Origin of the sequence: Nonomuraea sp. NPDC049709 (assembly GCF_040674815.1) — a bacterium.
Lineage (GTDB): Bacteria > Actinomycetota > Actinomycetes > Streptosporangiales > Streptosporangiaceae > Nonomuraea.
In genome coordinates this window covers 1-11,098 of record NZ_JBFANM010000163.1, presented here as the reverse complement: position 1 = coordinate 11,098, position 11,098 = coordinate 1, and the positions used below count along the sequence as shown (strand labels likewise).

Here is an 11,098-nt window from a genome sequence, read left to right as displayed (position 1 = left end):
GATGTCGATGGTGCACTCGCGCAGCGCCCAGCGCTTGCCGTACTTCTTGCCCAGTTGCTGGGCCTGCAGGACAGCGGTCACGCTATGTCCTCCTGAGCAGAGGTCCGAAAGGGTGATCAGGAACAGCGCCTCGACCGTCGAGGCGGCGTGGTGCCGGGAACGAAACTAGGCAGTGCTCATGCGGGTGCGCGTCGGCCGCCGTACCGAGATCGTCTCCCGCCCGGGAACGAGGGGCCGCCAGGTCATCCCTGCGATGTACTCCCGAAGACCGTGAAAGCCATCACGACGGCCGATGCCGGATGAACGGTGCAGGCGTGACAATGTGCCGGTGGAAACCGGTGAACGACGGCCGTGGTGGCGGCAGGTGCTCGACCTGTACGACCGGCTGAACGAGGACTACTCGGATCGGCGCGGCGTACGGGACACGCCGGTGCGGAACAGCGACGGACCCGCGAGGCTGTCTCGCAGAGCACTCGTCGCCGACGTGGTGCTCGCGATCGTCCTGACCGTCCTCGCGGTGACCGTGCCGGCGCAGGATCCGGCGATCGGCTCCGCCGCGAACCAGCCCGCGGCGATCGAGTACCTCCGGCTCCGGCCCGGTTCCCCGGCCGACCACGCAGCACCTCCCGGGGTCCTGCCCAACGGCCCATCCCCACGCACCGGCGACCCACGTGCCCGGCTTCCGTCCCAGGACCCGCCGCCCGTGTTCCTCGTGGCCCTGACGGCGTTGCCGCTGGCGGCGCGGCGCCGGTACCCGCTCATCACCTTCTGGGTGGTGCTGGCGGCGGCCCGGGCCACGCACGCGGATGCGACCTGGATCACCGTACTGACCTGCGCTGTCGCCGCGTACGGTGCCGCCGCCCACAGCCGTCACCGGATCCTGGCGATGGGTGGCATCGTGCTCGCGGCCGGGCTCGCCGGTGCCGGGTTCGGGGACATCGCGCCTGCGCTGCCGGGCTGGATGGGGCCGTTCGTCGTCCTGCTCAGCGTCGGCGTCCTCGGGAGCTTCGTCCGTTTCTGGCGGCGACAGCTGAGAGCCGACCGGCACCGGCTCGCCGAGCTGCAGCAGGCGCAGGCGGACGCCACGCGCAGGGCCGTCGCGGAGGAGCGGTCCAGGATCGCCGCCGAGCTCCACGACGTGGTGACCCACAATGTCAACGTGATGGTGATCCAGGCCGGCGCGGCCCGCAAGGTGATGGACGTGGAGCCGGAGCAGTCGAAGCAGGCTCTGCTCGCGATCGAGTCCGGCGGCCGGGCCGCGATGGCCGAGCTGCGCCATGTCATGGGCCTGCTCGCCGGCCCGGGCGGCGAACGCCTTGACGGGCCTTCCAACGGGCCTTCCGACGGGCTCGAACCCCAACCCGGGCTCGATCAGCTCGACGCCCTGGTGAAACGAGTTCGCGCCGCCGGAGTGCCGGTCCGCGTCGCGGCGTCGCCCCCCGGGCCGCTGCCTCCCGGGGTCGACCTCGCCGCCTACCGCGTCGTGCAGGAAGCCCTCACCAACACGATCAAGCACGCGCCCGGGGCCGCCGCGTCCGTGACGATCGGCCATGACGGCGACTGGCTGGAGATCGAGGTGACCGACACCGGCGGGACCCGTGGCGCCGGGCCGCGGACCGGCGACGGAAGGGGACTGATCGGGTTGCGCGAGCGGCTCGCCGTCTACGGCGGGACCCTGGACGCCGGACGGACGGCCGAAGGCGGATTCCGGATCAAGGCCCGCGTCCCGTGGAGGACCGCATGACCGAGCGGTTGCGCGCCGTCATCGTCGACGACCAGGCGCTGGTACGCACGGGGTTCCGCATGATCCTCGCCGCCGACGGCATCGAAGTGGCGGCCGAGGCCGCCAACGGGGGCGAAGCCGTCGCCGCGGTCCGCCGTACCAGGCCCGACGTCGTGCTCATGGACATCCGGATGCCGCAGATGGACGGCCTCGAAGCCACCCGGAGGATCCTCGCGGGCGGTGCCGAGGACACCCGCGTGCTGATCCTGACCACCTACGACCTCGACCACTACGTGTACGCCGCGCTCGCCGCGGGGGCGAGCGGGTTCCTGCTCAAGGACGTCTCACCCGAGCACCTGGTGGCCGCGGTACGTCTGGTGCGCTCCGGCGACGCCCTGCTCGCGCCCACCATCACCCGCCGCCTGGTCGAGCGTTTCGCCCGCCGCGACAACGTCAAACCCACTCTCCACCGCGACCTGTCCCAGCTGACGCCCCGGGAACTGGACGTGCTGCGCCTGCTCGCCACCGGCCTGAGCAACGCCGAACTCGCCGGCCAGCTGACCCTCAGCGTGGCCACGGTGAAGACCCACGTCGCGAGCATTCTGTCCAAGCTCGGCCTGCGCGACCGCGTCCAAGCCGTGGTGGTCGCCTACGAGACCGGCCTGGTCTCTCCCGGCGGCACCGCCTGACCCGAACCCACCGCCGCGCCCGCTGCAGCTCGGCCGGCCGGTCCCGGCCGGCTCTCAGCTGTCGCCGCCAGAAACGGACGAAGCTCCCGAGGACGCCGACGCTGAGCAGGACGACGAACGGCCCCATCCAGCCCGGCAGCGCAGGCGCGATGCCCCCGAACCCTGACAGACCGGGAGACGTTCCGGAGCGACCCGCGTCCCCAGAACCCACGCGACGGCCCGGCGAGCCGCCACTCAACCCTCACGTCCTGATGCCTATCTGCCCTGGTGTCGCGGTGCTCCGGCGTGTCGCGGTGCTCCGGCGTGTAGCGGTGCTCCGGCGTGTCGCGGTGCTCCGGCGTTGTGGTGCTGCGGTGTCGCGGTGCTCCGCTGTCGTGGTGCCTCGTTGGCGGCGCCGGATCAGGTCGCCGCCCCGAGGCGCAGCGGGGTCTAGCGGACCGCTTCGATCAGTGCCCGGAGCAGGGCAGTGCGTCCGGGCATCTCGGACACGATGACGTGCTCATGGTTCGCGTGCGCCCCACCCCCCACGGCCCCCAGCCCGTCGAGCGTCGGACAGCCCACCCCAGCCGTGAAGTTGCCGTCCGAGGCGCCGCCCACAGAAGCCGAGGTCAGCGGCTCCAGCCCCAGACCCGCTGCCAGCTCCTGCGCCAGGGCGAAGAGCGAGGCCGACATCGCCTCTTCGAGCGGTGGGCGGTTGGGGCCGCCGAGGACCTCCAGGCGGGTGCCTGGTACGACCGGCCGCAGGGCCTGCATCGCCGCGTCCACCCGCTGCTGCTCCGCCACCTCCGCCACCCGCACGTCCACCCCGACCGAGGCCGCTGCCGGAACCGTGTTCAGCGTCGTGCCACCCGTCAGAACCGTTGGCGTGACGGTTGTCGGTCCGGCGCCGATGGCGGCGACGGCCAGGATCTGGTGGGCCAGCTCGATGCCCGCGTTCGCGCCCTTCTCCGGTTCGAGCCCCGCGTGCGCGGCCTTGCCGTGCACGTTGACGGTGTAGAGCGAGGTCCCTTTTCGGGACGTCTTCAGCGCCCCGCCGTCGGCGCTGGCCTCCATGACGAAGGCGGCGGCCAGGCCCCGCGCGGTGTCCTGGATCAGTCGCGCGGACGTGATGGAGCCGACTTCCTCGTCTCCCGTGACCAGCAGCGTGATGCCGTCGAGCGAGCCGAGCCCCGCCAGCGCGTGGAACGTCTGCACCAGCCCCGCCTTCATGTCGAACACGCCCGGCCCCCGCGCCACCCCGTCCACCACGGACCAGGGATGAGTGGTGAGGGTGCCGATTGGCCAGACCGTGTCGTGGTGCCCGAGCAGGAGAACCCGGGGGGTGCCGAACGACCACCGCAGATGCGTGACCCCGTCGATCACCAGGAACTCCGGCGCGGTGCCCAGATGGCGGGTGCCCATCGCGGCCACCACCTTCGCGCTGCGGGCCACGGCCTCCAGGTCGCTGGAGAAGGACTCGCACAGGACCAGCTCCTCGAGGTCCGCGAGCATGCCGGCGGTTCCTGGCGAGGGGGTGCCGGTCATGCGAGCCGCTCCCCGAAGAACCGGTGCACGTTGCCGCCGATGATCTGCGTGACGTCCTTCTCCGGCAGGCCGCGCGCGAGCAGCCCCTCGGTCACCATGGGCAGCCCGGACGGACCTTCCAGCCCCGGGACGGCGGACTTCGGATCGACGCCCCTGGCGTTGACGTCCTCGCAGCACGGCGGCGTCAGGTCGTCCATCACCTCGCGGATGAAGTCGGGGCCGAGCCCCACGTGGTCGATGCCGGCGACGGACACGATGTGCTCGATGTGGTCGAGGAGCCGGTCGAGCGTCATGCCCGCCTTGTCCTCGGCCAGGAACGGGGCGAAGAAGTTGACGCAGATCACGCCCCCGCTGTCGGCCACGCCGCGGAGCTGGTCGTCGGTGAGGTTGCGGTGGTGGTCGCGCAGCGCGCGGGCGGCGGAGTGGGTGGCCATGACCGGCTTCGTGGCCAGCTCCAGCACGTGTGCCACGCCCGAGGCGCCCAAATGGGAGATGTCGAAGATGATGCCGAGCCGCTCCATCTCCGCCAGGGCGGCGACGCCGTGGGAGGTCAGCCCGCTGCCCGTCGCGTCCTCGGCACTGCCGTCGGCCAGCGGCGTGCGGCCGAAGTGGGCGATGGAGGCCACCCGCACGCCCAGCCGGTGCATGGTGGGGATCAGCTCGACGCTCGCGTCGAGGCCCGGCATGCTCTCCATCGCCAGCACCAGAGCGATCTTGCCGTCGCCGAGCGCCCGGTCGATCCCGGCGGCGTCGAGGCAGAGCCGCACGTGGTCCGCGTTTCCCTCCGCCAGCACGTGGGCGCACTCGATCATGCGCAACGTCTGCCGCAGCGCACCCTCCGGCCGGTATTGGTCATCGATGAAGACGGGCAGCACCTGGAGGTTCACGCCGCCGTCGAGGAGCTGGGGCAGCCATCTTTCCCGGAAGAACGAGGCCCACTGCTGCGGAGGCCGGGCGGATACCGCCATGAGCAGGTCGTTGTGCGTGTCGGCCACGACTGCGCGCTGGTGCAGGGGAAGCGTCATGCTTGGACGTTATCGCGAGGCCACGACCTGCTCCAATGCGTCCCAGGTCCGATCTTCTGGATCAACCGTACGACCGGGGTTCGACGCGTCTGGAACCACGTCCTACCCAGGGTCGACAGGCGATGAGCCGGCGAACGCTGCTGGAGGTCGGCAGTCGGGTGGCCCTTCCGTGCCGATCGGGATGCGCGCTCCTCCCTGTGCCCGGTGACCAGTGGGGTGGCAGGCGGGAAGCGGCGACGGGAAGGCTGAGGTTCGGGCGGGAGTCGGGTTCGGGGAAGAACGGGAGCCCGGCAGAGCGGGGAGTCGTGTCCGGGGGGCGTGGTAGCCGGGCAGGGTGGGGTGTCGGCCGGGGTCGTGGGTGGTGCTCGGTGTCCGGGGTGGCAGGCGGTGGGCCGGGGCCGTCGGTGGTGCTCGGTGTCCGGGATGGCGGGCGGTGGGCCGGGGAAGCTAGGCCGTGCTGACAGGGCGATAGGCCGGGTGCGGGGGTTTGGCCGTGAGCCGCCGGTAGAGGGTCGTGGGGCCGGGCCAGTTGTTGGTGACGCGCCCGTCCGCCGTCTTGTACCAGCTCTGACACCCTCCACCCCACACCATCCGCGCCATCGCCGCGTCGAGCTGCGCGCTCCACGCCGCCATCACCTCGGGCCGCACCTCGATGGGCCCGTCGGCGGCCAGGCGCGGCAGGCAGGACATGATGTGGTTCACCTGGCATTCGATCATGAAGACGATCGAGTTGTGCCCCAGGTTGGTGTTGGGCCCGTACAGCATGAACAGGTTCGGGAAGCCCGGCACCGAAATGCCCAGGTACGCCTCCGCCCCGCCCTTCCACTGCTCCTCCAGCGAGCGCCCCTCGCGCCCCACGACCTCCATCGGGACGAGGAACTCCGTGCTCTTGAAGCCGGTGGCGTACACGATCGTGTCCACCTCGCGCAGGTCCTCGGTGGTCTCGACGCCCTTCCGGGTGATCCGTACGATCTTGTCGGTTTCCAGGGACACGTTCGGCCTGGTCAGGGCGGGGTAAAAGGTGCTGTCGATGACGACTCGCTTGCAGCCGGGCGGATAGTCGGGGGTCAGCTTGGCGCGCAGCGCCGGGTCCGGCACCTGGTCGCGCAGGTGACGCAGCGCCCGCTGCTTGAGCAGCCCCACGCTCCAGCCCTGCGCGAGCGCCGGATAGAGGGTGCCCTCGGCGTACCGGTAGATCCACTCGCGGTACGCCCGCTGCAGCCCCGGGACGAAGTGGAACGCCAGCCTGGCCAGCGGCCCAAAGGTGGCGTCCGGCTTGGGGATCACCCAGTTGGGGGTGCGCTGGAAGACGTGCAGGTGCTCCACCCGCTCCGCGATGCGCGGGATGAACTGGGCCGCCGACGACCCGTTCCCGATCACCGCGACCCGGCGGCCGGTGAGGTCGTGGTCGTGGTTCCAGCGGGCGGAGTGGAAGCTGACCCCCTCGAACTCCGACATGCCCGGGATGTCCGGCAAGCGGGGTCGATTGAGCTGCCCAACCCCCATGACGACCGCGTCGTACGCCTCCGTACGCTCGCCGCCGTCCCCCTCCGCCGGAGCCGTGCTGACCTGCCACTTCGAGCCGTCGAAGACGGCGCGCCGGACCTCGGTGCGGAAGCGGATTTTCCCCCTGACGTTGTATTTATCGGCGCAATGGTGGAGATAACCAAGGATTTCGGGTTGTTCGGGGTAGCGGCGGGTCCAGCTCGCGTACTTCTCGAAGGAGTAGGAGTACAAATGCGATGGAATATCGCAGCCCGCCCCCGGATAGCTGTTGTCGCGCCACGTGCCGCCCAGGTCGCCGGCCTTCTCGAAGACCGTGTACGAACGGATCCCGGCCCGTTCGAGCTGGATCGCCATGCACAGCCCGCCGAACCCCGCCCCAATGATCGCGACGCTAGGTGACATGCCATCCTCCGCACGCAAGTCAGGATCCACTTACATTACGCCGAACCCCGTTCTGGCGACACCCCTCCCGACGCCCGCCGCGCCCCACCCCGCGGGCCGGTAGTCTGCGCAGGTGGCTGCTGTGACGTTGACAGACGTGATCGAGGTGCTGGAGGCGGCCTACCCGCCCGCCCGGGCAGAGTCGTGGGACGCGGTGGGGCTGGTCAGCGGGGATCCCGCACAACAGGTGCGTCGGGTGCTGCTCGCGGTCGACCCGGTCGCCGCCGTGGCCGAGGAGGCCCTCGACTGGGGGGCCCACCTGATCGTCACCCACCACCCTCTCTACCTGCGCGGCACCACCTCCGTGGCCACGACCACGCCGAAGGGCCGCCTCGTCCACACCTTGATCAAGAACGACGTCGCCCTCTACACCGCCCACACCAACGCCGACGTCGCCAACCCGGGCGTTTCCGACGCCCTGGCCAGGGCCGTGGGGCTGGTCGGCGACCTGGTCCCGCTCCAGCCCTTCCCCGACGACCCGTGGCGTGGCCTGGGCCGCATCGGGGAGTTGCCCGAGGGGACGACGCTGGGGGAGTTCGCGGCGCAGGCGGCCAAGGGGTTGCCGCGCACGTCCTGGGGGATCCGCGTGGCGGGCGACCTGTCCCGCCCGGTCACGCGCGTGGCGGTCAGCGGGGGAGCGGGCGACTCGCTCCTCGGCACGGCCGCGGCCGCCGGGGTCGACGTGTTCCTCACGGCGGACCTGCGGCACCACCCGGCCAGCGAGTTCGTGGAGTCGGGCGGGCCGGCGCTGATCGACGCCGCGCACTGGGCGACGGAGTGGCCCTGGCTCGACAGCGCGGCGTCGATCCTGCACGCCAGTGGCGTTACCGTTGAAACGCGTGTCTCCGCCACGGTCACCGATGCTTGGACAAGAGGATATTGATCATGAAAGCAGCCCCTGAGGCCCAGAAGCGACTGCTCGACCTGGCAGAGCTCGACTCCGTGATTGATCGGCTGGCCCACCGCCGCCGCACCCTGCCCGAGCTGGCCGAGATCGACGAGCGCTCGAAGCTGTTCGCCCGGCTCGCCACCCAGGTGATCGAGGCCGAGACCGAGGCCGGCGACCTCGCGCGCGAGCAGACCAAGGCCGAGAGCGACGTCGACGCGGTGCGCACCCGGGCCGACCGCGACCAGAAGCGCCTTGATTCCGGAGCCGTGACCTCGCCGCGCGACCTGGCCGGCCTCCAGTCCGAGATCGCCTCGCTGCAGAAGCGCCAGGGCGACCTGGAGGAGATCGTGCTGGAGATCATGGAGCGCCGGGAGGCCGCCGACACCAAGGTGACCGACCTGGTGGCCAAGCGCGACGAGATCCGCGGCGCGCTCTCCGCCGCCGAGGACCGCCGTGACGCCGCGTTCAACGAGATGGAGAAGGAGTCGGGCGAGCTCCAGGGCCGCCGCACGGGCGTCGCCGCCGAGATCCCCGCCGACCTGCTCGCGCTCTACGAGAAGCTCAGGGACCAGTACGGCGTGGGCGCCGCCATGCTGCGCGGCGGCCGGTGCCAGGGTTGCAAGGTGGCCCTGTCCATCGCCGAGATGAACCGCATCAAGGCCGCTCCCCACGACGAGGTCCTCCGGTGTGACGAGTGCCGGCGCATTCTCGTACGCACCGCAGAGTCGGGCCTGTGAGCCCCTACGTCATAGAGGCCGACGGCGGCTCGCGGGGCAACCCCGGGCCGGCCGGTTACGGCGCGGTCGTCAAGGACGCCTCCGACGGCCAGGTGCTGGCGGAGGCGGCCGAGGCGATCGGCGTCACGACCAACAACGTCGCCGAATACCGCGGCCTGATCGCCGGCCTCAAGGCCGCCCTGGAGCTGGGCGGCGACGGGGCGCAGGTGGCCGTCCGGATGGACTCGAAGCTGGTCGTCGAGCAGATGGCGGGCCGCTGGAAGATCAAGAACGAGGGGTTGCGCCCGCTGGCCGCCGAGGCCGGGGCGCTGGTCAGGCGGTTGCGGGTCACGGAGTGGACCTGGATCCCCCGCGAACGCAACAAGCACGCCGACCGCCTGGCCAACGAGGCCATGGACGCCGCCGCCAAGGGCCTGTCCTGGAAGGCCGGCGGCACCACCGTATCAGGCACAGACGCGCCAGGCACGGACGCGTCCGGAGGCGGCGCGAAGGGCACGCAGACCGCCCCGAAAGCCGCGAAGACCGCCCAGAAGGCCGCCGCGAAGAGCGCCCGGCAGACGGACCTCCTGGACGCGGGCGACATTTCCGAGCTGTCCGCCCCTACCGCCTCCGTCGCCACCGCCCAGCAGCGCGCCACCCGCACCAAGGGCACCGGCACCGGCTGGGCCCCGCCCACCCGCGTCGCCACCTCACTGCTCCTGCTCCGGCACGGCGAGACCGAGCTGTCCCTCGAACGCCGCTTCTCCGGCCGCGGCGACGCCGAGCTCACCCCCAACGGCCTGGCCCAGGCGTCGGCGGCCGCCGCGAGGCTGTCGCGGGACCCGTACCGGCTCGACGTGATCCTCACCTCGCCGCTCAAGCGCGCCCGGCAGACCGCGGAGGCGGTCGCCCAGCAGGCCGGCCTCGAGGTGGAGGTGTACGAAGACCTCAGGGAAGCCGATTTCGGCGCCTGGGAGGGACACACGTTCACGGAGGTGCAGCGCCGCTGGCCAGCCGAGCTGGCCGCCTGGCTGGCCGACCCGGAGGCGGCGCCGCCGGGCGGCGAGAGCTTCGCCACGACCGCGCGCCGCGTGCAGGCGGCCAGGGAGGAGCTGGTGGAGCGGTACGAGGGCAAGACGGTGCTCGCGGTCTCGCACGTGACGCCCATCAAGCTGCTCCTGAGGGACGCCCTGCTGGCACCCCTGGAGTCCCTCTACCGCATGCACCTCGACCTGGCCTGCCTGTCGCTGGTCGAGTACTACGCGGACGGGCCCGCCGTGGTGAAGTCGTTCAACGACACCTCGCACCTGCGCTGACCGGGGCCGTGCCGGGTACCGCCAGTGATCACCCGGCACGGCCACCTGAAGCCACCGCCCCCCTCAGGCGATGACCAGCCCATTCCAGCGGGTCGATCTTGTCGTTGGCTTGGGAACGACTTGAGATTTGATAATCTTCAGCAGATGAGTCGGCCGGGCGACCGCGTCGGGCCCACGGGCCCGCCGAGGAAGGTCCGGGCTCCACAGGGCAGGGTGGTCGGTAACGCCGACCCGGGGTGACCCGCGGGACAGTGCCACAGAAAGCAGACCGCCTCTCGGTTCCACCGGGAGGTAAGGGTGAAAGGGTGGTGTAAGAGACCACCAGCGCCCACGGTGACGTGGGCGGCTAGGTAAACCCCACCCGGAGCAAGGTCAAGAAGGGACGCTCTCCGGAGCGTTCCGCGCGCGACGTTCGAGGGCTGCCCGCCCGAGCCGCGCGGGTAGACCGCTTGAGACCGCCGGCAACGGCGGTCCTAGATGGATGGTCGCCCCTTCGTACGAAGGACAGAACCCGGCCTACAGGCCGACTCGTCACCACATCATCCCTGTGACCTGTATCGCAGGCATATTCAAGATCCGTCAGGGCACTTTTCGGGCACATTCAGCGCCAGCTTGAACGCCTTGTCCAACGCGTCACGTGCCCGGCCGCCGGCCTCCGGGACCAAGTGGCCGTAAAGGTCCACGGTGGTGGTGATGGACTTATGCCCAAGCCAGCGGGACACCTCGGAGATCGGTACGCCTCCGGCCAGGGCGGTGCTCGCGAAGGTATGGCGGAGATCGTGGAAAGTCACGTCCTCGGGTAGGCCGGCAACCGCCACGGCGGGTTTCCAGATCTTCTTGTTGAAGTAGTCGCGCCGTAGCAGCGTGCCCCGGCCGGTTCGGCACAGTACGGCGTCGGGAGTGAGGTCGAACCGCTTGACCTGCTGGTTGATCGCTGTTGCGACGAAATGGGGGATGGGTACGTCCCGCAGCGATGCGGAGGTTTTCGGCGGTCCAAGCTGAGGTCGCCGATTGATCACGACCACTTGCTGATCTACGGTGATCATGCCCTCGTCGGAGTTCACCCGGTCCAGGGCGAGACCAAGGGCTTCGCCTTGGCGTAGACCGACGCCAGCGCCGAGCAAGATTCGAACAGCACGGTCCACATCTTCCATTGATCAACAGACGCGGCTATCCTCGGGTATTCAACCGAGGGAGCCGGCTCCGCCTGAAACATGAGAAAAGGTGCCCCTGACCTGCAAGGATTTTGGGTGTCGACGCCATATCCAG

At 70.6% G+C, this 11,098-nt stretch carries 10 protein-coding genes and 1 other RNA gene; 6 read left to right on the top strand and 5 right to left on the bottom strand.

Going from position 1 to position 11,098, the window contains the following annotated elements:
* Window positions 1-328 precede the first annotated feature (328 nt).
* Together AB0J69_RS60540 and AB0J69_RS60535 are read left to right on the top strand one after the other, a co-directional pair.
* A complete protein-coding gene (locus AB0J69_RS60540; protein ID WP_364138145.1) occupies window positions 329-1,744 on the top strand; it encodes a histidine kinase in 1,416 nt (471 codons plus the stop codon).
* On the top strand, window positions 1,741-2,412 hold the full coding sequence (locus AB0J69_RS60535) for a response regulator transcription factor (protein ID WP_364138143.1): 672 nt from the start codon (window positions 1,741-1,743) through the stop codon (window positions 2,410-2,412). The genes AB0J69_RS60540 and AB0J69_RS60535 overlap by 4 nt, the downstream gene beginning before the upstream one ends.
* A 429-nt stretch (window positions 2,413-2,841) precedes the next feature.
* Here AB0J69_RS60535 and AB0J69_RS60530 read toward each other — a convergent pair whose 3' ends face one another.
* From AB0J69_RS60530 to AB0J69_RS60520, 3 genes are all read right to left on the bottom strand, one after another.
* Window positions 2,842-3,936: a M20 family metallopeptidase gene (locus AB0J69_RS60530; RefSeq protein WP_364138140.1), complete on the bottom strand. Its 1,095-nt coding sequence runs from the start codon at window positions 3,934-3,936 to the stop codon at window positions 2,842-2,844.
* Window positions 3,933-4,961, bottom strand: a complete 1,029-nt coding sequence (locus AB0J69_RS60525) for a membrane dipeptidase (protein ID WP_364138138.1) — start codon at window positions 4,959-4,961, stop codon at window positions 3,933-3,935. The genes AB0J69_RS60530 and AB0J69_RS60525 overlap by 4 nt, the downstream gene beginning before the upstream one ends.
* 447 nt (window positions 4,962-5,408) lie before the next feature.
* Window positions 5,409-6,869, bottom strand: a complete 1,461-nt coding sequence (locus tag AB0J69_RS60520) for an NAD(P)/FAD-dependent oxidoreductase (RefSeq protein ID WP_364138135.1) — start codon at window positions 6,867-6,869, stop codon at window positions 5,409-5,411.
* Window positions 6,870-6,990: 121 nt separating this feature from the next.
* On the opposite strand from AB0J69_RS60520, the gene AB0J69_RS60515 reads away from it, so the two are divergent.
* The 4 genes from AB0J69_RS60515 (at window position 6,991) to rnpB (ending at window position 10,364) form a co-directional block, all read left to right on the top strand.
* Window positions 6,991-7,791 (top strand): Nif3-like dinuclear metal center hexameric protein, encoded by an 801-nt coding sequence (locus AB0J69_RS60515; RefSeq protein WP_364138133.1) that lies wholly within the window; start codon window positions 6,991-6,993, stop codon window positions 7,789-7,791.
* Between the two features lie 2 nt (window positions 7,792-7,793).
* Window positions 7,794-8,534 (top strand): C4-type zinc ribbon domain-containing protein, encoded by a 741-nt coding sequence (locus AB0J69_RS60510; RefSeq protein ID WP_364138130.1) that lies wholly within the window; start codon window positions 7,794-7,796, stop codon window positions 8,532-8,534.
* Window positions 8,531-9,829, top strand: coding sequence for a bifunctional RNase H/acid phosphatase (locus AB0J69_RS60505; RefSeq protein WP_364138127.1), 1,299 nt, complete (start codon window positions 8,531-8,533; stop codon window positions 9,827-9,829). Before AB0J69_RS60510 ends, AB0J69_RS60505 begins: the two co-directional genes overlap by 4 nt.
* Window positions 9,830-9,974: 145 nt before the next feature.
* An RNA gene (gene rnpB, locus AB0J69_RS60500) (RNase P RNA component class A) lies at window positions 9,975-10,364 on the top strand.
* 34 nt (window positions 10,365-10,398) lie between these two features.
* On the opposite strand, the gene AB0J69_RS60495 is transcribed toward rnpB, so the two are convergent.
* Together AB0J69_RS60495 and AB0J69_RS60490 are read right to left on the bottom strand one after the other, a co-directional pair.
* The gene (locus AB0J69_RS60495) at window positions 10,399-10,983 is read right to left on the bottom strand and encodes a site-specific integrase (protein WP_364138124.1); all 585 of its coding nucleotides are present in this window, start codon (window positions 10,981-10,983) and stop codon (window positions 10,399-10,401) included.
* A partial coding sequence (locus AB0J69_RS60490; protein ID WP_364138147.1) for a hypothetical protein occupies window positions 10,890-11,098 on the bottom strand: 209 nt, incomplete at its 5' end. The genes AB0J69_RS60490 and AB0J69_RS60495, both read right to left, overlap by 94 nt.